We start from the raw sequence: 19,703 nt of genomic DNA, 5'->3' as shown, positions 1-19,703 counted from the left end.
CCGATACGAACGCAAGGCCGAACACTTCCTGGCCTTCACCGCCATCGCCTGCAGCCTCATCTGCTACCGCAGACTCACCAAATGAGACGACGTCTAAAGTGCGCTGCACCACGGCCACGTACTGGAGGGACACAAGCTGCGCTGGGCCGGTCGGCAGTGGGGCGACTGCGTCTTCACGCTGGTCGACGAGAAGGCGGAGAAGGCGGCCCAGCCTCCCCCAGTGCCGACCATCGATGTACCCGAAAGCGTGGACCGCCTTCACCGTCTGGTCCGCGCGACGTGCAAGGCTCTCGGCAGGTCCCGGACTGTGGTCGACACCCGAGGAAGGCCCGAGGTCATTCCCCTCTACCTGTCACGTCTACTCGTCGACCGAGCCCTGCGGATCATGCACGCGCTCCTGACGGCGGCCGAGAACCGCGGCTACGCGCTGGAGACTCAGACCGACCTCCACCGTGGTGAAGCCGTGCACTCGCTGGTTATCGCCTTTCCGCTCGCGCTCACGGAGCGGACGACCAAGGTGCGCCACGAGCCGACTCCCCAGGAGGTTCGCCAGCAGCAACGCAGTCCCTGGACGCGTCTCCCCAAGTACGACGAGGAGTTCAACGGACGCCTGGCGATCGGCGCACCGGCTGGAAGCCGGTACCAGCATTCGTACTCGTACAGCGACGGAGCCCGATGGTCACTGGAGTCCCGACTGGGGCACCTTCTGCGCGATCTCGAACACCTCGCGTCGGAGGCCGAGCGCCAGCAGCGTGAAAGGAAGCTCCGCGAGGCCGAGCAGCAGCGTCAGTGGTACGCGGCGATCGCTCAGGCGCGGGAGCAGCAAGTTGAAAGGCATCGAGCGAGGGTCCTGATCGAGCAGGTGAAGGCGTGGCATCAGGCTGTCGAGATCCGCGCCTTCTGCCACGCAGCACGCGCACAAGCCGACAGCGCATCGACTCTGGCGGTCGAGCCGGAATGGCTGCAGTGGGCCGAAGAGTACGCAGCGAAGATCGACCCGCTTGGCTCGCCACTGCGGACTCCGCCGGACAGCCGTGAGGCTCTGCGAGAGCTGCTGCGCGGCGACCTCTATGCTCACCCCTGGCCGTCGACGCCCAGGGCCGCTGATCGCTTCCCACGGAGGACCACCCCGACCATCCGTGATCACGGTCCCGCCCACTGGAGGTGCCTGGTCCTCACATGACGCCTCCGCCCTGTCCGTGGAGGACAGGGCGGAGAAACGTTTATGCGGCGATTGTCAGCGGAACGTCCAGGCGTTCCCAGGCTCCGAGGACGGCCTTGTGCGCGTCCGGTTGCAGGTGAGCGTAGCGCTGGGTGGTCTGGAAGCTCTCGTGTCCGAGGAGGTGCTGGACCTCGTAGAGGGAGACTCCTTTCTGGACGAGCCAGGAGGCGCAGGTGTGGCGCATGGAGTGCGGTGGGTAGTGCCGGACGAGGTGTTGCTCGCCGTCGGTGTCGAAGTAGTAGGCGCTTTCGACGGCCGGCCACCAGGTTTGCCGTCGCCAGTTGCCGTCGTCGAGGCGGCGTCCGGAGCGGCCCTTGGTGATGGTGGTGAAGACCAGCGCGTCATGGTCGAGCCGGTGGATGTGACGGTCGAGCGGCTCCAGGACGTGCGGTGGGAGCGGGACTTCCCGGCGGCTCTTGGAGCTCTTGGGGTACTCCTTGATACCGCTCTTGGTGTTGACCTCCACCGCGAACAGGCGCGAGCGGCGCCGGTCGATGCGGTGGCGGTGCAGGCCGGAGAGTTCACCCCAGCGCAGTCCGGTGTAGAAGCCAAGCAGACACATCGTCCGCCACTCGGCGGGGAGTTCGTCCAGGATGCTCTGCGCTTGGTCGACGGTGAACCACTGCGGGGGTTGCGGCTGCGGCTATGACGGCAGTTCGGGCTGTGACTGTGGCTGCCAGCAGGGCAACCGCTGCCGTCAGCCCCGGGCCCCCGTTGCCGGTGACAGTGGTGCTTCCTGGTGGGAGCCGTAGCGTTCCATGCGCTGCCAGCGCAGTCGGCTGCCGGACAGGGCCGTGGCGACCGACTGGACCACCACGAGGTACATCAGCTGTCGGTACACGAACTGCTGGAACGGCAGGCTCCACAACGGTCCGCGCCGTTCGCCGTCGAGGCGGAACGCATAGGCCCCGGTGACTACCTGGATGAGCAGGAACGAGCACCACAGCAGCAGTACGTGGACAGGGTCGAGGAAGATCACCCCGTACACGCTCAGCACGTCGACCAAGGGTGCGAACAACGGCAGCAGCACCTGGAAAAGCAGCAGGAAGAGCAGCCCGCGTCGGCCGAACCTGCCGGCCGCGCCGCTCTGGCGGACGGCCCGGCGGTGCTTCCACATCGCCTGCAGGGTCCCGTAGCACCAGCGGTAACGCTGCCGCCACAGGGCGCCGAGGGAAGCGGGAGCCTCGGTCCAGGCAATCGCCTTCTCCTCGTAGACCACGCGCCAGCCATCCCGCCAGATCGCCATGGTGAGGTCGGTGTCCTCGGCGAGTGTCGCCTCGGAGACACCGCCGACGCGCACCAGTGCGGCCCGGCGCCAGGCGCCGATCGCGCCCGGCACGGTGGGCATGCACCGGGCCAGGTCGAAGAGCCGCCGGTCCAGGTTGAAGCCGACGACGTACTCGATGTGCTGCCAACGGCCCAGCAGGCCGCGCCGGTTGACGACCTTGGCGTTGCCGGAGACCGCTCCGATCCGTGGGTCGGAGAACGGTTGCACCAGATGGCGGACCGCGTCCGGCTCGAAGACCGTGTCGCCGTCCATCATGACCACGATCTCGTGCGAGGCGGCGGCGATCCCCGTGTTGAGGGCGGCGGGCTTGCCCGCGTTCTGCTGGCGGATCACCCGTACGCCCGACAGGCCGAGTGCCTCGACGATGTCGGCGGTGCCGTCGGTGGAGCCGTCGTCCACGACGATGATCTCGACCGGGTGGTCCGATGCGACCAGGGACCGGACGGTCGCCTCGATACCGGCCGACTCGTTGTAGGCGGGGACGATCACCGACACCGGTTCGGTGACGGGCGGTCCCCACGCCGTCTTGGCATGCCGCCGGTGCCTGGCAGCGGCGATCACGGAGATCACGGCGCGCAGGATGCCCAGCACTCCGGCTACGAGCAGGAGCAGGTCGAGTCCGTCGAGACCCCAGAGCGCCCCCTTGAGCAGCCACAGCAGCCCGACGCCGAGCAGGTGCTGGCTCGTGGAGGCCGGGCGGTTGGCGCCGGTGAGGTGGAAGGCTTGGCTGACCGTCTGGAAGCGGTAGCCGCGCGCCTTGAGTCGTGGGATCAGTCTGTCGAGCGCGGCGATGGTCTGTGCGCGGTCACCGCCAGCGTCGTGGAAGAGAATCACTTGGCCGGTGGACTTGGGCGGGGTGGCGTTGTGGACGATCCGCTGCACGCCGGGCTTCTGCCAATCCTCGCTGTCCTGGGTGACGAGCACAGTCAGGTAGCCCTGCCGGCCGAGCTGTCGCATCACGGACCAGTCGGCGTTGCCCACCGCGTCGGCGCTGGAGGAGTAGGGGGGCCGGAAAAGGCTGCTGATGACTCCCGAGGCGCCGGCCACCGCGAGCTGGTCCTCCCGCATCTCCAGCGTGCGCTGCCAGTTGGGCAGGGCGGGCAGGTAGGGATGGGTGAAGCTGTGCAGGCCGAGTTCGTCGTGATCCTTCGCCATCCGGGCGACCAGTCCGGGGTGTGTGGCCACGCCGGTGCCCACGAGGAAGAAGGTCGCGGGCACATGGTGCCGTTCCAGCGTCGCCAGGACCTTGGGGGTCCAGGTCGGGTCCGGGCCGTCGTCGAAGGTGAGTACCACAGTGTGCGCCGGTGGGGTGAGCGAGACCGGTGTGGATCCGGTGGACGAGATCACTGGGCCGCCGTTCTCGACCGAGGGCGGCACCTGGTCTGCGGGTCCCTGCGGGGGGTTCCCGCCATCGTCCTGGAAGCCGAACATGTGCTGCGTGTAACCCTCGACGAGCAGCGTGAGGGTGAGGGTCAGCACCATGGTCGCCAGCAGCACCCAGTGGGTGCGCACCGGCGTTTCGCGGGCGGTACGGCCACGCCGTGGGGAAGAGCTCACATCGGTGATTTCTGGGATGAGTGACGAGTTCTGGAATGGAACTGCGGGCGTGGAGCAGAGGACGGAGGACCTGGTAGGCCGTCAGAGCCCGAGTGTGCCGTGGGTGGGTGAGGCAGAGGGCGGCCCGGTCGGGGTCTGCTTCGGGTGCGGGGGCGGCTTGGGGCCCTTGGACCGCGTCGGACTCGGGGACCGCGTCGGACTCGGGGACCCCGTCGGACTCGGGGACGGCGTCGCGGTCGGGGACGGTTTCGGCGTCGGGGACGATTTCACCGTCGAGGGTGACTTCGCCTTGGCGGACGTGCCGCCGATGGCCTTCGACACGGTCGTCGCCAGGCCCGCGCTCCGGTGCCGCTGAGCGGTGCCGGCCGCCGCGGCCGTCGGGGATGTCCCGGCCCGGTGCATCTCGTGCGCGTGCTCTGCGACGGCGCCCGGTTGGGGCCGAAGGGGGTGCGGCAGGAGCGCCGGCAGGGTCGGGCCGCCCAGGAAGGTGCTGACGAGCAGGGCGACGTAGGCCGCTGCCGGAGTCACCAACGCCGCCACCAGGATGCGCAGCCGCCTGCGGCGGCCTCCTGACATGTCGACGAAGATGGGTTTGGGGGTGAGGCGTCGTATCGGCAGGCCACTTAGGTTCCGTGTGTCGCCGGTGGGCTCGGCCGGGGAACCGGCCACGGCAGGCCCGTGGGGCGGCTCCTGAATGGGGATGTCGGGAGACGGCGACGCCTCTCGCGTCACGCTGTCCCCGGCGGGCGCCGAGCCCTCCGGAATGGTCTGCACGAGATCCAGACACTAGTGGCTTAAAACTGCTTGTCGTACAGAAACTGTTGAAGCACGCGAAAAAAGTCCGCAAAGCAGATGAGCGGGTCGGCGCCGTGAAGGACGCGTCAGTCCCGCGGCCTGCCGATGGTCAGTCTGAAGTCGGCGCCCACGGTCAGCGGAGCCTTCAGATCCCACTCGCCGTGGTCCGCGAGCTCCTGCAGAGCCTGCGACCGGTCGACCGCCTGCGGCCAGTCGTTCTCGCGGCCGGCGGTGCAGGGGTGCTCCATGTGCTTGCGGCGGGCAGTGTTGAACCGGGCCAGCCATGTCACCTCGTTCACCCCGGAGGCCGGGTTGCCCCCGAGCAGCTTGTCGGTCTCGTGGGCGATCTTCAGCATGCCGTCGCAGTCGTCGGAAGTCTGGCCCATCATCAGGGCGGTGTCGTAGAGGTTCTCCAGACCCAGCTCACTCTTCACCCCCTCCTGCGCGGCCAGCTTCATGGCAGGGGCGAGGTACGTGTCGTGTCCCACCTGGATCTGCAACCTCCGGAAGGCCGGGTCCAGGGCGGCCTTCTTCCAGTCGCGCACGAACGCCGCGCCCAGCGCGCCGGTGTCGTCACTTCCCGAGTCGGCCAGTCGCTGAAGGACGGAGGAGTACTTCGCGAGCACGTTGTGGGCTGCGACTGCGTTGTACCTCTTGACCAACGCGAGCATGTCGCCGCTCTGGCTGCAGAACCCGATCCACCCCGCCGTGTATCCACAGCCGTCGTGCAGATCGGTAATGTAGGCGTATTGCGGAGCGGTGGCACCGTTCTCGAACACCGCGGTGATGTCATCCATCATCTCGATCGCCGCTGGACCCGCCGCGGACGTTGCCGGAGCACCGGCTGTACTGCTGGCCTCGTGGGCCGTACCGGACGTGCAGCCACCCACGGTGAGCACCGCACCGAGGACGACGAGCATGGTGCAACGCATTCTGGTCAACTCCACGAAACACTCCGGTCTGTTCCTGGTTGACTGCGCCAGTTCACTGAGGTCTTCACGACAACGCGACGGTTGCTGTGCCCGATGACAGGCCGGTCGGCGGGATGTCGACCTGGCGTCAGGCAGGGATGAAGCCCCTGGTAAGAACACGTCTGCGAAGATCACGTTCCGTACAATCAGAGGCTCCACGTGCCCTCCAGTATCACCTACACCGCTGTCCTGGATGTCCGCAGGGGGACCGCGGAGCATCTCACGAAGCTGCTGCGCGGGCATCGTGAACTGCTCGGCACTCGCAGGGGCACTCGCGCGCTGGGCGTCTTCCGGCAGGCGGTGCTCGTGCTGCGCTGGTTCGTCGACGACACCCGGCTGGCCCAGCTCGCCCGGGACGACGGAATCTCGCTGCCGACCGCCTACCGCTACCTGCACGAGGGGCTGACGATGCTCGCTGACCACGCGCCCGACTTGTCCACCGCACTGGAGCGGGCGCCAGCGGCCGGGTACACCCACGCCCGACGCGACGAGAAAACCGGATTGCTCTGCCAGGCGGCGGCCGGACAGAGCAGTCGGTCAGGGTCTCATTCCTGTGTGGTCAGTTGTGTCAGGGCACGTCCTTGTAGGTGTCGGTGGACCACAGGGCGCCGCCGGTGCTGGGGCCGCCGCCGCTCTTGTAGACGACAAAGTTGCCGTCGTTCTGGAGGGTGGCGTAGGCGCCGGAGTGGCCCCAGGTGCCGGTGGACCAGAGGGGGGTCTGCGGTGAGGGCGAGCATGGCCGCCAGGGGAAGCTGGTGCTGGCCATGCCCCGCAACCGCCCGCACCGAAGTACGCGGGTAAGTCTGGCAGTTGGCTCGTGAAGTGCCAGACGCCAGCCGCGCGCCCGCTTCCTGGGCACAAGGCTGCGCCTGGTCGACGGCCAGGCTCAAGCGTCCGGCCAAGGGCTGATACCGAGCCCCCGGAGACGGGCCTCTTCCCTGCGATGCACGAATCTGAGACGGGTGACACCTCCCAGAAGTCCCTCGCTGAGGGGATACGGCTGTTCTTCACTGAAGATCCGAAGCAGCAACTCTGCCATGCCACAGTCGAACTCGATGAACGCCTCGCCGTCGAGACCGCCGGAGTCCCAGACGATGACCGGCCACCCATCCGGATCACTGCCTCGGGTGGACCAGCACAGAACGTTCTGGTTCGAATCCTCCCCCCAGCAGATCAGACTTCCCGCTGCCGGCCAGGCCGGATACAGCGCCGAAACGCCCTCCAGCCAGTCCGGGGACGGGACGAACCAGACGTCATGGGGCCCGTCACCCGGGGCGCCCTCATTCTGGCGGGAGATGGCGAGGCCGTCCTCGATCACGCCTGATCCGTAGACGGACATGAAGTCTCCTCCTCAGTGCCGCGCTGGCTCACCTCCTGCGCGGCACCCGGCCGGGTGGTTCGGCACGTCCTACGACTAGGGCGTGTCCCCGACCGAAACCTGGTCCCCGGCTCACCGGCCGCGCAAGCACCGCTGAGGGCCTCCGCCACTACGCCCGCAACCCCGCCAGGCCCCTCGCCCCCTTGGACATCAGGTGATTAAGCACCCCGCGAGAACGACGCAGCCCTGGGCTGCCGAGAAGGATGCCAGCAGCAACTGGCTTTCAGAAGCCTCTCATGGCCCGCCAACCGAGAAATTCGTGCGGCCCTTGGGTAAGGGTGCGGTCACTGAAAGGCTGGAGGTTCCCGCCAAAGACGGCCAGCAGGAACTCCACCATCCCGCCACTGAAAACCGTCCAGGGAACGGTTCCGTAGGGTGACTGGCGCCTAAAGGCGGCGACACTCCATTTGTCGGGATCAGTGTCAGTGCACAGCCAGAAGACTGCGTCACCGCTCGCAGTGCCACCGAAGGCCAATACCTCCGGCGTTGCACCGCCGGCAAAGTGACCTGCCAAGAACTCCAGATCTGCTGGACGGAGCGATGGGTTCAACCCATCCAGCAGATCGCCATAGGCTGACTCCGCAACCGGCGGGGTACTTACCGAAAGGTACTCATCGATTTCCCCCCCGCCATAGACCTCGACGAAGGCACGGTAGTCCTCGGGCAACCGCAGACCCGACTCCTCGAACAGGGCGTCCCAGTCGACGCGGTCACCACCGGTCGGAGGCGCTTCGAGTGCCTGACCAAGGCGCAGGATCGCGGGGTGACTCATAGCCGGCTGGCCCATATACGAGTCCTCTCTCGTGGAACATCCACGGCGCTACTGACCGGCGACGGGGGCATCGGCGCCGGTTCGGCTGTCGACCGCTGTGCCAAGGTTCTTCCATCCGCTACCCGCAGTGTATATGAGGTTGGAAACGGTGTCCGATGCGGCACCGCTGAGTCTTCCGGAGCGATCCCAGGAAACGTATGACATTTGCATCTCGTACGGCACGGTTCGACTACCGGAATATACCGGCGTCACCCGATAGAGAACGATGTTGCCGTCATCCACTGCCTGCCGCACCTTGTCTTCGAAATGCAGCATGCTATCCATCGGCTTGATCGGCTTATTGGGCTTCCCGACGTACGAGTTTCCATCCGTTCCGCAGGTCGCAAGATTTTCGAGATTGGTGCCGGAGCCGCTCAATTGTGCGCCCAGGAGGTGGCAGGCGTTCACACCACTCGGCTTGCCGCCCAAATAACCGACGTACTTTCGCGCCCAGTCATAGCCTGGCGGAACGATCCCCTCGCCCTTGTTGGTCTCGGTCGAGGTGCCCGGATGTGACTCCAAGTAGCTGCTGTCCAGGCACGCCGTCACTCCAGTCGCGCGTCCGCCATGGCCGATGTCGACTGGTCCATAGTCGGTCCATCCAGCACCGTCGACTTGACACCCCGGGTCCGACTGATCGTCTTGGGGCGTGCACGCCCCCGTCAGGGTGCAGAACGCCGCGGTAGCCCCCGCCGCGGTGAGCGAGGCCAGTGCGTTTGCGGCAGCCGCTGAGGTTCCGCCGTTGGCGAGCGGCTGGTGGCCTGCCTGGGCTGCGGCAGCGGCAGCCACAGTGGCGACCACCTTGAACTTGGACGGGTCGATCTTGGGGCTGGCACCGTCGGCTTGGCCACTGGGGCGAGCGCCCGGGTTTTCACGCAGGCCCATCTGCGCGGTCGGCGGCGGGGGCGGCGGCGGTGCGGGGTGGCTGATTGCGACGTCGCAGCTGGAGTACCCGAAGTCGAAGGCGGCTGCGAGGCCTGCGCCTATCGCTGCCAGTCCGGCGGCGACTTCGCCCACCCCGGTGACGACGGCGGCTACAACAGCTACGCCGAAAATGATGCCCAGGCCCACCACTTCGAGGGTGTTCCAGATGTCGTCGCCCTGAGTCGCGTCGTACGTGCTGGTGACATCGTGCGGCGCGGTGTAACCCCCTCCGCCGCCTCCGCCACCGCCGCCGGTGTCTCCGCCACCACCGTCGCCTGCCGGCTGCCAGTTGGAGCTCGGTTCCGGAGCGGGGGTGTAGGGCGCGCTGTAGCAGGAGCTGTTGCCGGAGGGGTCGGCGTTGGTGAGGGGGTTGTCGTTGCCGTAGGTGTAGGGGTTGGCGTTGACGGAGGGGGCGGGGGGCTGGGAGGTGGCGTCGTGGCTGGTGAAGTTGCCGGTTGCCGGGTCGTACCAGCGGCTGGCGGTGGCGGTTCGGCTGGTGGTGGGGTCGGTCCAGCCACCTTGGTAGCCGAGGTCGTGCCTGGTGCCGCTGCTGGCGATGACCTGCCCGTAGGGGGCATAGGCGGTGGAGCCGGCCAGGGCTGTGCCAGTTGCGGTGAAGGTGGCGCTGAGGTCGCCGTGCTGGTCGGTGTAGGCCAGGGATGCGCCCGCACTGTTGCTGATGCCGATCAGCTGGTTACCGAGGCCACGGCTGTAGGTGTCGGTGCCGTCGGAGACGATGGTGTTGTCGGTGCCGTTGTAGGTGAAGGTTGCCGATCCTGCGGTGGCAAGGCGGCCGAAGGCGTCGTGGGTGTAATTGGTGGTGCCGTCGGTGACGAGTTGGTCGAAGGCGTCGTAGGTGAGGGTCTCGGTGCTGGTGCCGGTGACCGTCGCCAGGGTGCCTCGGGCGGTGTAGCTGTAGTTGGTGGTCGCTGAGCCTGCGGTGGTGGATGTCAGCTGGTTGCGGGCGTTGTAGGTGGCTGTGGCGGTGGTTGAGCCACTGGCGGTGCTGGTGCGGTTGCCTGCGTTGTCGTAGCCGTAGGAGGTGCTGGTGGTCCCGTTGTTCCAGCTGGTCAGCCGGTTTGCCTGGTCGTAGGTGTAGGTGTTGCTGGCGGCTGCGGCAGTGCCGGTGGTGGCCTGAGAGGTGATGTTTCCTGCTGTGTCGTAGCCGTAGCTGGTGGCCGCTTCAGTGGCACCACCGGGGGCGGTGAGGGTTTGGCCGGTCAGCCGGTGCTGGGCGTCATAGGTGAGGCTTTGGCTGGCGGCACCGCTGCCGTAGGAGATGCCGGTGACCTGGCCGAGGGTGTTTCGGGTGTAGGTCAGCGTGGTGCCGGTCAGCGGGTCGGCGGCAGTCGCAAGGTTTCCGGCGTTGTCGTAGGTGAAGGCGCTGGTGCCGGCCTTGTCGGTCCGGGAGGTCAGTTGACCGTTGGAGTTGTAGGCGTAGCTGGCGGTGCCGGAGGGTCCACTGGCTGCGGTGATCTCGCCGCGGTCGTTGTACGTGTAGGTGTTGGTGCCGTTGGGGGCGCTGGCGGAGGTGACGCGGCCGGCGGCATCGTAGCTGAAGGTGCGGGTGGTGGTGGTTGCCTCGGCTCCGCTGCCTGACTGGCTGGTCAGCTGTCCGTCGGCGTTGTAGGTGCTGGTCTCGGTGACGCCACCGGGTCGGGTGACGGTGACGGGATGGCCGTCGGCGTCGTAGGCGATGGTGGTGGTGCGGTCGGCGACGTTCGGGAAGGAGGGAGTGCTCGGCTCGATGGTTGATTCGGCCAGGCCGAGGGTGTTGTAGGTGGTGATGGTGGCGTTGCCGTTGCCGTCGGTGTAACGGGTGTGCTTCCCGGCCGCGTCGTAGCCGAAGCTGGTGGTGATGGACGAGGTGGCAGTGACCGGTTCGGTCTGCTGTGTGAGGACGTTGGTGGCGTCGTAGGTGTAGCTGCTGGTGTGGCCGTTGGCGTCGGTGACCGCGGTGGGATTGCCGGCCGGGTCGTAGCTGGTAGAGGTGGAGGCCAGTGTGGTGCCGGACGCGTTCAGCTTTGCCGTACCGGTCTGGCGTCCGGCCAGGTCGTAGGTGCGGGTGAGGGCCGTGCCGTCAGGCAGCGTGGTCTGGGTCAGCCTGTTGTCGAGGTCATACGTGTAGTGGGTGCTGTTGCCCAGCGGGTCGGTGGCGGTGATCCGGTTACCGGCAGTGTCGTAGGCAGCCGTGGAGGTCTGACCGCCGGGCAGGGTCGTCGAGTTGGGGTTGCCTGCCGCGTCGTAGCCGTAGGTAGTTGTGTCCGTGGTGGTGGTTGGTTGCCGGACCACCTGGCTGACGGTCAGGGTGCGGCCGAGGTCGTCGTAGGTCGACGTGGTGACCGCCCCGGTCGGGTCGGTGATGGACAGCTTCTCACCGTCGGCGTCATACGTGGTGTGGGTGGTCGGTGCGCTGTCACTTACGGCGGGCTGAACCGCTTGGGCCAGGTTGCCGAACTGGTCGTAGGTGTAGCTGCTGGAGTTGCCGTTGCCGTCGGTGGCGGCGGTGATGTTTCCGGCCGCGTTGTACTGGGCGGTGACGGTGGGAGTGATGGAGGTGGTGGACCCTGGCGGGGTGTAGGCAGCCCCCGAGGTGGCGACCCGTTCGCCGTCGGCATCGTAGGTGTAGGTGGTGATGTTGCCGTCGGGGTCGTCGACGGAGGTCTGGTCGCCGAAGGTGTCGTAGCCGTAGAAGGTGAGGGGGTGGATCGCCTGCGGGGCGGCCCCGTTCTTCTCGGCGTTCACCGTCGGCGCGGTCACCTGGGTGAGCTGGCCGGCCTGGTCTGAGGTGAAGGCGGTGGTGTAGTTCGCGGGGGTGGCGCCGGAGACGTTGCCGCGCGGATCGGTGGTGGATGTGAGCAGTCCGCGCTGGTCGTAGGTGTGGGTGGTGATCAGGTTGGTGGAACCGTCGTGGACGGTCTGCGAGGTGACGTCGCCCAAGGCGTCGTAGGCGTAGTCGGTCTGTTCGGTGGTGCTGCCCTTGGTGACGGACGCGGAGATGAGGTTGCCGTCGACGTCGTAGCTGTTGGAGGTGGTGGTCTTGTTCTGGCCGTAGGGGTCGAAGACGGAGCTGGTGACCAGGCCCGCGGGGTCGACGGTGTAGTCGGTCTCGATCAGAGCGGCGGTGTTCTGCTGTTCCGTCAGATGGCCGGCGGCGTCGTAGGCGTCCTGCTGGAGGACCTTGGTGGTGGTGGAGCCATCCGGGTTGTGGAAGTTGGCCAGGTAGGCCTGGATGAGCTTGTGGTTCCAGTTGTAGTAGTAGCCGGTGGTCCGCCCCATCGCGTCGGTGTCGGAGGCGAGCCAGCCCGCCGGGTCGTAGGCGCGCGAGTCCAGCACCAGCGATGTGGGCGAGGAGGGGTTGACCGGGTCTCCGATGTAGTTGGTCAGTGTGGTGGTGAGCAGTTCACCGGTCGGTGAGTACGCGTAGGTGTAGGCGTTGCCATTGGGATCGGTCTCGGCGGTGCGGTTGCCGTAGGCGTCGTAGCCGTAGGTGGTCTTGCGGCCCGCGGGGTCGGTGACCGAGTCGAGCTGGTCGTGGGAGTTGTACGTCCAGGCGCTGGTGCGGGTGGTGTCCCCGCCGGTGGTGTCCGCGACCGCCTGCGCGATGGTGTTGCCGTCGTCGTCGTAGGTGTAGGTGGTCTGCGGGGTGTGGTTGGTTCCCTTGACGGCATCCGTAGTGGCCGGTTCGGTGGCGGTGACGATGCGGTCCTGGCCGTCGTAGGTGTAGCTGGTGGTCACGCCGGCTGGATAGGTATCCGAGGTCTGGGTGCTGGTGAGGCGCCGGCCGAGGTTGTCGTAGGTGTAGGTGGTCTTCAGTCCCGAGGGCGAGGTCACCTGGGCGAGGTCGCCGGCGCTGTCGTAGGCGTAGCTGGTGATGTTGCCCTTCGGGTCCTTGGCGGTTGCCAGGAGCCCGGCCGGTTCGGTGCCGCCCCCGACGGCGGACTCGGTGCCCGCCGTGTATGTCTTGGTGACCGCGTGCTGGTCGGGGTCTGTGGAGGTGAGCAGGTCCCCGGCGGAGTTGTACGTGTAGGTAGTGGCGTAGGTGGTGTCGGTGGCGCTGGTGGAGCGCGGGTCGGCGGTGGAGGTGGGCTCGTCGTTGCGTGGGTCGGTGATGCCGTACGTGCCGGCGGCCGGGTAGCTGGAGTAGCTGGTGGTGGTGTCACCGTGCATGTCGCTGGTCGTGGTCGACAGCACGTCCCCGCGCGTGTTTTGCGTGGTGGTGGTGAAGTTGCCGTCCGGGTCGGTCACCGTGGCGAAAAAGCCGCCGGAGTCGTAGGAGTAGGAGGTGGTGTGGCCGAGCGCGTTGGTGACCGAGATCAGGCGGGAGCCGTTGGCCGGGTCGTAGCGGTAGGTGAGGGTCTTGTTGGTGGGGTCGGTCACGGTCGCGGTGGTGACCGGGGTGGCGCCGTTGGAGGTGCCGCGGGCGGCGTACTGGGCTGCGACGGTCTGCGTGCTGAGGGCCTGGTTGAAGGTGGAGACCTCGGCGATGGAGCCGTTGAAGTAGCCCTGGGGGTTGTTCGAGGGCAGGGAGGGCCAGGATCCTGACAGGTAGCCGGCGCCGATGGAGACGACGTTCTCGCCGGTGAAGTCCAGTTGCTGGCCGGTGCGGGTGTCGGCCTGCTGGCCGTCCAGGTTGAGGGTCTGCTCACCGTTGGTGTTCACGGTGAGCACGGCCTGGTGCCACTGCCCGTCGTTCACGGGGTCCGGGGACTCCATGGGTGACAGCAGGTGGTCCCACCACTGTCCGTACAGGTGTCCGTCGGCGCCGACGTACAGGGCGGGGGTGTAGTTGGCCGACAGGGTGGTGCCGATGGGGCCGCTCTGGTAGCTGAACAGGGTTTCACCGGAGGCGCTGGTCTTGAACCACAGCTCGATGGAGAAGTTCGCCGAGACCTTGCCGCCGTAGATCGTGGTGGACGGCAGCGACACGTAGGAGCTGGTGCCGTTGAAGGACGCGGCGGTCTCCGGGCTGCCGGTGAACAGCCCCGGGGCTCCCAGGGTGACGTTGTTGTAGGTGGCGGGGCCGGAGGACCACCAGTTGGAGGCCGTGGTTCCGGCGACTTCGTTGGCAGCTTGGTTGCCGGAGGTGTCCTGGAAGCGCCAGTAGTTGGGGGCGGCCTGGGAGATGACCGCGTCTCGGTAGTAGGCGCCGGAGCCGGTGGTGGTGGGCTGGCCGAGCTTCCAGGTGCCGCCGTCGGCGTCGGTGATCTGGGTGGCCTGGTCGCGGGAGGCGTCGTAGGAGGCGGCCAGTGCGGTCTTGCCCGAGGGCAGGGTGGTGCCGGTCAGCTCGCTGGCTGCGTGGGTGCCGGCGGTGTACTGCTGCTGGACGGCCGGGAGGCCGAGCGCGTGGGTGTAGAAGGCGGCTTCGGCGACGGAGCCGTTGAAGAAGGTGCGGTACCCGGTGTTGCTGGAGGTGCTGTAGTGCGGCTCGTCGGGCCAGTGGCCGCCGATGAATCCGGTGCCGATGGCGTCCACCGGCTGGCCGGTCACCGACACCTGCCCCGACAGGGTGCCGACAAGGTTCCCGTCCAGGTACAGCGACTGCGTGTTGCCCGCGGCGGACAGCACCGCGTAGTGCCATGCGCCGTCGGCGACCGAGGACGAGGTGGAGATCGGGGAGACGCTGCCCGCCCAGAACTCGCCGTAGAGCTTCCCGGAGGTGCCGACATACAGCGCCGGCGTGTAGTTGCCGGGCGTGGAGGTGCCAGTCAGCGCGTCCTTCTGGTAGCCGAACAGCACACCGGAGGCGCTGGTCTTGAACCACATCCCGACGGAGACGTAACTCGCCGAGGTCAGAAGGCTGTTCGGCAGGGAGACGTAGCCAGTGGAGCCGTTGAACGTGGCGGCGGTGGTCGGTGAGCCGGGCAGCGGTCCGGCCGCGCCGAGGGTGTAACCGCCGGTGTAGGTGCCGTTGTCGTTGCCCTCGTTGACGGCGACCTCGCTGGCCGCCGAGGTGCCGGTCGACTCACCGAGGCGCCAGTAGGAGGAGGGGTTGGCGTCCAGTACGGACGTGCGGTAGTGCGAGCCGGAGGACGACCCCGAGGTGTAGGAGTAGGCGGTGCATGCCGTGGAGGACGTGGGCGGGCACACCCCAGTCAGGTTGCCGCCGCTGTAGGAGTACGTCCAGGTTTCGGCCGTGCCGCCGGGGGAGGTGGCCGGGTCGGTGGCCACCTGGGTGACGTGGCCGCCGCTCCAGGTGAAGTGCAGCGAGCGGCTGCTGGTCGTGTTGGTGACGGTGGCCAGGGTGCCGTCGGCGTTGTACGAGAGGGTCTCGCTCCGCCCGGACGCGTCCGTGATCGTCTTCAGCTTCCAGGCCGAGCCGACCTGCTGACCGAACGTATACGTGGTGCCCGACTTGTCGGTCAGGGTGTAGCCGCCGCCGCTGACGGTCTGGAACGTGGCGTAGGTGCCCTGCGGTGGGGTGAAGGTGGTCCCGTCCGCGTTCAGGCCGAACCGCGTCGCCTGGCCGTTCGCCAGCGTGACCACGACCGCGCCCGAGCCGTCGTTGTCCGGCAGCGCGGACATGTCGTACAGCGTCGACCAGCCCGCACCGAAGAGGTTGCCAGTGCGCGGGTCGAGCGAGTTGTAGGAACGCCTCACCGACAACGCCGGGCCCGCCACGGACACCTCCGCGTCCGTCGCGGCGGTGGTGTAGTTCCCGACCCTGGGGGCGAAGGTCCGGCCGGCCGGGCCCTGTGCCGCCTCACCGAGATGCGAGGTGATCAGCGGCTGGGGGACGGTCGTGGAGAAGTACGAGGGATAGGACCACGCGCTCTGGGCGTCGCCGTCGCTGTCCGACACGATCCAGTAGTACGACTGGTTCCAGGCGAGTTTGCCGGCCGGAACGGTCCACTGGGTCTTGCTGATCGAGCCGGAGTCCACCACCAGGGACGGCTTGCCGGACGTCGGGTTGGTGTAGACCTGGAAGTCGTAGGTCAGGGCGTTGCCGGGGTAGTTGTCCGGGTCGCTGCCGCTGGCGAACAGCTGCGGCGTGAGGGAGCCGGCCACGACGTTGGAGGGCGGCGAGGTCGAGTCGATCTGTGGCGGGGTGTCCGCGGAGGTGAACTCAGCGCACGTCTGAGGCACATTGTAGGTGGTGTAGAACGAGGTGCCGCTGGTCAGCATGTCCCAGCACACGTAGTACTGGCCGGGTGGCTCGGCCGGGAGCGTCCCGGTCATCGTCAGTGAGGAGTTGGGGCTGACCGAACTCGTCACGTACGTCTTGGTGGCGTTGGTGCTCAGCTTCGTCCAGGACGTGTTGTAGATGTCGGTGGCGAGCTGGGTGCTCGACGTCGACCAGGAGGCGGTGCCCCGGTTGGTGAGCGCCACCTTCATCGAGCCGGTGGTGCTCGCGGTGGGCTGGGTGTACGTCTGCTTGGGAATCGAGTAGTCGGCACCGTAGGAGCTGTAGGTGACCGACAGGTAGGGCGGGTAGGAGGAGTTGACGCTGGCGAACTGCTTCCACGCCGCGACGACGGAGTTGTCCGCGGTCAGCGCCAGACCGTTGTTGTAGGTCGTGCCGTGGGCCCAGCCCTCCAGCAGCTTCACACCGGCCGCGCCGGGGTTGTCACCGATGTCGATCCCGTGCCAGGAGGAGCCGCCGCAGCTCGCCCCGGCCTCGAAGCTGGAGGAGCCGATCGTTGACCCGTACGACAGGCCGGGATAGTCCGCGATCGTGCCGACGTTCCAGGAACTGGTGATCCCGTGGACGTAAACGGGTTCCGCGGTGCAGCCGCCGGACCACACGTCATCCAGGTACAGCGACGCCTGCTCGATGTAGTCGTTCTGGAACGTCGAGCCGAACGACCAGTTCAGAACATAGCTGTTGGCCTTGTGGCTGCCACCGTCGTACGAGCCGACCTTCAGCACCGAATCGGTGGAGAAGTTGATGTCGTACGGCGTCTCCACATATGTGCTGGAGGACGCGTTCAGGTTCGTCGGGTCGACCTTGACCGGGAACACCCGGGCCTTGTCGTGCAGCCAGGACGCATCCAGCGACACCCGCAGCGCCGGAGCCCCGTCCACGCTGGTCAGACTGTAGGTCACCCCGGTGGACGTCGCACCCTCACCGGACACCTTGCCGATGTTCGAGTCCTCCATGTAGCCGTGCGGAATCGTCACCCGCACAGCGCCCTTGGAATCCTTGAACACCACGCTGCCGTCCGAGGTGAGGGACGGGGTCAGCCCGGTCATCTGGAGCGGGAACACCCAGCTCGTCGGGGCCGAGGCGTCATGCAGGAGGAGAGTCTCCTTCACGCCTCCCGACGTGACCGAGTACTTCAGGTCCGAGGAAGCGGCGATCCCCGGGTAGGTGATCGCGTTGCCCGACGCCTGCCCCGTCACCGCTGCCGCGCCCTGCAGGGAGTAGCCGACCTGCTCATTTGCCGACGGCCCATACGAGACCAGGAGCGAATCGTTTCCGCTCGCGGCGAAGCCAGCGGGCGACGAGTCCGCACGTTCCACCCAGCGGCCGTCCGAACCCTGCACGAGAGTGCTGTCGATGTCAGCCCAAGCGCCCTTTGCCGTGCGGTAGTGCACCGGGCGGCTGTAGACGCGCGCGGTGAGGGTGCCGTCCGCGTTCTTGAACACCGACGTGTTCCCGGTGCGGTCCTTGACCACCTCCGCGCCGGCGGCCTTCGGGCCAGGTATGTGCGGGTCGCCCGCAAGCGCTGAAGAGTCGGCGCCGGCCGCCTTGGCCGCCTTTCGCTGAGCCTCCTTCAGCAGAGCAGCTCGGATCCGCGCCGGGGGCGAGACGCGCTTCGTCGACAGCTGCCCCTGCGGACGGAACGAACCCCGCTCCTTCGCCTTCGGTACATGCGTCGAGGACGGCGGAAGCGCGCCCCGCACCGGCTTGGCCTTCGGGCTGGAGGCGCTTCCCTTCGTGCGCAGTGCCGCCGACTTCACCTGGTGCGACAGCCCGGCAGCGGAACCCGTCCGCTGATGGGGCAGCACCGCAGAACCCGATGCCAGGGCGTGCTCGTCGATGACCGCCTGGGCTGACTGCGTCCCCAGCGCCACGAGCAGGACGCCACTGACCGCGAGGGCGATCCCCCGTAGCCAGCGCCCTTGCACGCCGCTAGCCAGGTGGGCGATGACAGATGCCAACCCTCTACCCGCACCAGACGACACGCGGAACTGACGGCGACTCATCGCACAACCCCCACAGGCAGGACACATCAATGCCTCACCCATGGAGGCGCAAGCGGAAGTTGTAGCGGGCACCTGGAGAGTTGATCAACAACTCGACGACACTTTCACGCCACGACTTGGCGTGATCACACCCCCTTGCGCCGGATTTGCCCCTGCGATCTTGGGCAAAGCTTGGCCTCTCGATGCTCGGCCTTGACCAGTATTCCGGCCCCCGGTCACCGCCCCAGGCAATGTGGTAGAACCTGGCTGGCTCCGTGCGCTCCCCGTGCATGCCGTACGGAAGACCCCGCACCGATTGGAGCTGTTCGTGCTGTTCCCGATCCCACGAAGACGGTCCGGCAGAAAATTCGCGCCCATTGCGCCACTGCCCCTTTGCCGATTTCTTGTCGGCACTGCTCTTGCGGGGCTCCTGGCCGTCACAACCGACGCTCCCGCCGAAGCGGTGGTCATTCGCCAGTCCGAGTGGCCGCTCACGCAGTTCCAAGCGGACGAGATCTGGCACGTGTCACAGGGCCAGGGCGTCACCGTCGCCGTCATCGACAGCGGAGTCGACGCCGCTCATCCGGACCTGAAGGGCCAGGTCCTCCAGGGCGCAGGGTTCATCGGAGATGCTCGGGACAACGGCCAGACCGACATCTCGAGCGACTCGCACGGAACAGCCATCGCCGCCATCATCGCCGGCACCGGGAAAGCGAACGGCGGCACCGGAATGACCGGACTCGCACCGGAGTCCAAAGTGCTTCCCGTTCGCGTGTCCACGAACGCGACCGCAGATCCCACCGCTATCGCGCAGGGCATCAAATACGCCGCCGATCACCACGCACAGGTCATCAACGTATCTTCCGGAACGACCACACCCGACCCTCTGCTGCGCGAAGCGGTCCACTACGCACTCGGCAAGGATGCGGTCGTCGTCGCCTCCGCCGGTAACTCGGGCGAGAACGGCAACCCGGCGATGTATCCGGCCGCTTTCCCTGGCGTCGTCGACGTCACCGGAGCCGACTCCGACGGTCATTTCTGGCCGGTGAGCGAATCCGGGCCCACATCGACACTCGCCGCGCCGGCCGCCGGGATCTACTCCGCCAACGACCGCGGCCAGTATGTGAGGGCGGACGGCACGAGCTACGCGGCCGGCTATGTCTCTGCAGCGGCTGCGCTGGTCCGTTCCGCCTTCCCTCGCCTGAGTGCGGGCCAGACGATCCGCCGGCTGATCAGCACCGCCCAACGGCCCGGTGGCAGCGGCCACGACGACGAGTACGGCTACGGTCTCGTCGACCCCCTGGCGGCTCTGCGCGCGCCCGCCGCCGTCGACGGCTCAGCCGCCAACCCGCTTCTGTCCGCCGACCCGCTGGGCAAGCAGACGAACGCCGGCGTCGGGTGGATCACGGTCATCGCGCTGGGTGGGGCGGCAGTGGCTCTGATCTCCATGTCGTCGTGGATCGTCGTCCGGCGCCGCAGGAGCCGTTCCGCCAAGCAGGCAGACCCGACTCCGACGCCGTCACGCGGCACATCGCGTCCCGCTGCCAATTCAGGCAGGAAGAACCAGAAAAGCCGAGCCTGAAGGTGCGGCTCGCCTTCACCGGTCGGGCAGCAGGCCATTTTCGAGA

General features: G+C 67.4%; 9 protein-coding genes and 2 pseudogenes. 4 read left to right on the top strand and 7 right to left on the bottom strand.

What is annotated here, in order from left to right; genetic code table 11:
- The first annotated feature begins 307 nt into the window (after window positions 1-307).
- Entirely contained in the window at window positions 308-1,183 is an 876-nt protein-coding gene (locus ABT288_RS16515) for a hypothetical protein (protein WP_351607666.1), read from the top strand.
- A gap of 40 nt (window positions 1,184-1,223) precedes the next feature.
- Here ABT288_RS16515 and ABT288_RS16510 read toward each other — a convergent pair.
- Both ABT288_RS16510 and ABT288_RS16505 read right to left on the bottom strand, forming a co-directional pair.
- Window positions 1,224-1,832 (bottom strand): annotated as a pseudogene (locus ABT288_RS16510) (tyrosine-type recombinase/integrase); the annotation flags it as partial.
- 87 nt (window positions 1,833-1,919) lie between these two features.
- On the bottom strand, window positions 1,920-3,992 hold the full coding sequence (locus tag ABT288_RS16505; protein ID WP_502972761.1) for a bifunctional polysaccharide deacetylase/glycosyltransferase family 2 protein: 2,073 nt from the start codon (window positions 3,990-3,992) through the stop codon (window positions 1,920-1,922).
- A gap of 91 nt (window positions 3,993-4,083) precedes the next feature.
- On the opposite strand from ABT288_RS16505, the gene ABT288_RS16500 reads away from it, so the two are divergent.
- The gene (locus ABT288_RS16500; RefSeq protein ID WP_351607661.1) at window positions 4,084-4,422 is read left to right on the top strand and encodes a hypothetical protein; all 339 of its coding nucleotides are present in this window, start codon (window positions 4,084-4,086) and stop codon (window positions 4,420-4,422) included.
- Window positions 4,423-4,948: 526 nt separating this feature from the next.
- Here the strand turns inward: ABT288_RS16500 and ABT288_RS16495 are convergent.
- Window positions 4,949-5,809 carry a chitosanase gene (locus ABT288_RS16495; protein ID WP_351607659.1) on the bottom strand — a complete coding sequence of 287 codons (861 nt, stop codon included), beginning with the start codon at window positions 5,807-5,809 and terminating at the stop codon, window positions 4,949-4,951.
- Between the two features lie 183 nt (window positions 5,810-5,992).
- Here ABT288_RS16495 and ABT288_RS16490 point away from each other — a divergent pair.
- A pseudogene (locus tag ABT288_RS16490) lies at window positions 5,993-6,322 on the top strand (IS5/IS1182 family transposase); the annotation flags it as partial.
- Between the two features lie 79 nt (window positions 6,323-6,401).
- On the opposite strand, the gene ABT288_RS16485 reads toward ABT288_RS16490, so the two are convergent.
- From ABT288_RS16485 to ABT288_RS16470, 4 genes are all read right to left on the bottom strand, one after another.
- Window positions 6,402-6,599: a hypothetical protein gene (locus ABT288_RS16485; RefSeq protein WP_351607673.1), complete on the bottom strand. Its 198-nt coding sequence runs from the start codon at window positions 6,597-6,599 to the stop codon at window positions 6,402-6,404.
- Window positions 6,600-6,719: 120 nt separating this feature from the next.
- On the bottom strand, window positions 6,720-7,172 hold the full coding sequence (locus tag ABT288_RS16480) for a hypothetical protein (protein WP_351607656.1): 453 nt from the start codon (window positions 7,170-7,172) through the stop codon (window positions 6,720-6,722).
- 262 nt (window positions 7,173-7,434) lie between these two features.
- Complete coding sequence (locus ABT288_RS16475; RefSeq protein ID WP_351607653.1) at window positions 7,435-7,983, bottom strand: SMI1/KNR4 family protein; 549 nt, start codon at window positions 7,981-7,983, stop codon at window positions 7,435-7,437.
- 48 nt (window positions 7,984-8,031) lie between these two features.
- Window positions 8,032-18,018, bottom strand: coding sequence for a LamG-like jellyroll fold domain-containing protein (locus ABT288_RS16470; RefSeq protein ID WP_351607650.1), 9,987 nt, complete (start codon window positions 18,016-18,018; stop codon window positions 8,032-8,034).
- A gap of 373 nt (window positions 18,019-18,391) precedes the next feature.
- Here ABT288_RS16470 and mycP point away from each other — a divergent pair, with 373 nt between their 5' ends.
- Window positions 18,392-19,657 (top strand): type VII secretion-associated serine protease mycosin, encoded by a 1,266-nt coding sequence (mycP, locus tag ABT288_RS16465; protein ID WP_351607648.1) that lies wholly within the window; start codon window positions 18,392-18,394, stop codon window positions 19,655-19,657.
- The last annotated feature ends 46 nt before the right edge of the window (window positions 19,658-19,703 follow it).

Origin of the sequence: Streptomyces sp. NPDC001093 (assembly GCF_040298985.1) — a bacterium.
Lineage (GTDB): Bacteria > Actinomycetota > Actinomycetes > Streptomycetales > Streptomycetaceae > Streptomyces.
This window is presented reverse-complemented; position numbering and strand designations above follow the sequence as displayed.

What these genes read in the sequence shown, in the direction of transcription:
- ABT288_RS16480 (WP_351607656.1), bottom strand. Translation starts at nt 7,172, where the DNA reads ATGTCCGTCTACGGATCAGGCGTGATCGAGGACGGCCTCGCCATCTCC.
- ABT288_RS16505 (WP_502972761.1), bottom strand. Translation starts at nt 3,992, where the DNA reads ATGGTGCTGACCCTCACCCTCACGCTGCTCGTCGAGGGTTACACGCAG.
- ABT288_RS16485 (WP_351607673.1), bottom strand. Translation starts at nt 6,599, where the DNA reads ATGGCCAGCACCAGCTTCCCCTGGCGGCCATGCTCGCCCTCACCGCAG.
- ABT288_RS16475 (WP_351607653.1), bottom strand. Translation starts at nt 7,983, where the DNA reads ATGAGTCACCCCGCGATCCTGCGCCTTGGTCAGGCACTCGAAGCGCCT.
- ABT288_RS16500 (WP_351607661.1), top strand. Translation starts at nt 4,084, where the DNA reads ATGAGTGACGAGTTCTGGAATGGAACTGCGGGCGTGGAGCAGAGGACG.